The organism is Mesorhizobium sp. M7A.F.Ca.CA.001.08.2.1, from assembly GCF_003998455.1.
GTDB classification, from domain to species: Bacteria; Pseudomonadota; Alphaproteobacteria; order Rhizobiales; family Rhizobiaceae; genus Mesorhizobium; species Mesorhizobium ciceri.
This window is the reverse complement of record NZ_RZPW01001099.1, coordinates 1-1,521: the sequence shown is the minus strand read 5'-3', so window position 1 is coordinate 1,521 and position 1,521 is coordinate 1. Positions and strand designations below refer to the sequence as shown.

Sequence of the window (1,521 nt, the reverse complement as noted above, 5' to 3'; positions counted from 1 at the left end):
GGCAAGTCGTCAGCTGGAGGCGAGGGAGGGGAGGTGCTGGCGATCGCGGTCGTGCTGTGGGACGGCGCTTTGCTCTCCTCAGGACGATTTTCGCGGCTCAGGTCGACGATAGGGGCCATTCTGCTAGCATGGCTTGTAACGAACGATAATGCAACATTATCATTCGTTGTAGACGCGCGACAAGCGCAGCGCTTTTCGTCCGTTTCTATTGCTAAAAGCGCCGCCATGATTCATCGTGCCCTCCATGATTCTGCGTCCCAGACCTTCTGCACGTTACCACGCCACGCCTGCCGGAACCCCTCCAACCGTGCCAATGGCAGCGGTGCCGACCTGGCTGCGCCGGGCCATCTCGGATGCGCACGGTCATGCGGGAAACGAATTCGAGGACGTCTCGCTCGCCGCGGGCGCTGCCATCGGCGCGCTCGATGCTGTCGTCCGCCGTCAGGAGCGGTGGGCCGGCGCCTTGCGGCAGCGCCTGGCGCTTTCGGCTGCCGTGGCAACGGCCAAGCAGGCTGGCCGCGTCGAGGATGAAAGCGCGCTGCGCGACGCCGTGTTGCTCACCCGGCCCGGCGACAATGTCGGCCCCGCCGGCCGTTTTCTCCTCGCCTGGCGTCGGCTGGCATCTCGGCCAGCAGAGGATCTCCTGACGGAGAAAAATCTCGCGGCGGTGTTGGAGGAGTTTGGCTACGCGCCGGATGATGAGGCGGTCAGCGATCTGGTGGATGATCTTCGACAGCTTTCCGCAGGCATCGGAATGGTCGGCATGCTGACCGGTGCGTTCACGGCCGCCGAACGCCGTGGCTTCGCACGCACCGTTGGAGCTTGGCTCGCCGACGCCCTGCGGGCGCAGCGGCTGGGTTGGGCATACGCCATGCCGCTGCTGGGCGCCGAGGCAGCCTTGGGGACAGGCGCCCGCACGCCTCGACTGGCAGCCAGCTCCGTAGCGACAGGCATTGAGACAGATCCTGATGAGCGTGCGAAAGGCCTGCTGGCCGCGCAGGCGCGCGCCGCGCTGCGCGCCATTGATTTATCCGTCGAGCTCGAGCGCCGCGCGGACCGGCTGCTTGCGGTCGCGCCGAAACTCCGGGCCAAGGCGGCGGACATGGTCGTCGAAAGGCTCCTGTCCGACGACGCGATCGTGGCATCCGAAAAGATCGCCGGCATGAGCGACCGCGGCCTGCGCCGCCTGTTCGACCGGCTGGTCGAACTCGGTGCCGTGCGCGAGCTGTCGGGCCGCCCAACCTTTCGCAGCTACGGGCTGTGACGACCATGGTGGAAGCGGTGCGGAGACGCGGAACGGATCGGCCAGATGACCGTCGATCAGCTGACCAGCTGTTTGACCGGGAGCTGGATCACCTGCCGCCGGAGGCGCGATGGCGCGAATGGAAGAACCGTGTCGAAGCGACCATCTTCGCCGCCAGCGAACCGGTCGGCCGCGAGACGCTCGCGCGGATCGTCGGAAAAAACTGCAGCATCGACCTGCTGATCGACGACATCCGCGAAGAACTGCGCGGTCGACCC

Annotated in this window: 1 protein-coding gene and 1 pseudogene; both read left to right on the top strand. The window is 66.4% G+C overall.

Translation table 11 applies throughout. From position 1 onward, the window contains the following. The first annotated feature begins 313 nt into the window (after positions 1–313). Entirely contained in the window at positions 314–1,264 is a 951-nt protein-coding gene (locus tag EN914_RS35140; RefSeq protein ID WP_081714359.1) for a DUF1403 family protein, read from the top strand. Between the two features lie 5 nt (positions 1,265–1,269). After that, positions 1,270–1,521, top strand: a pseudogene (locus EN914_RS35135) (SMC-Scp complex subunit ScpB); the annotation flags it as partial.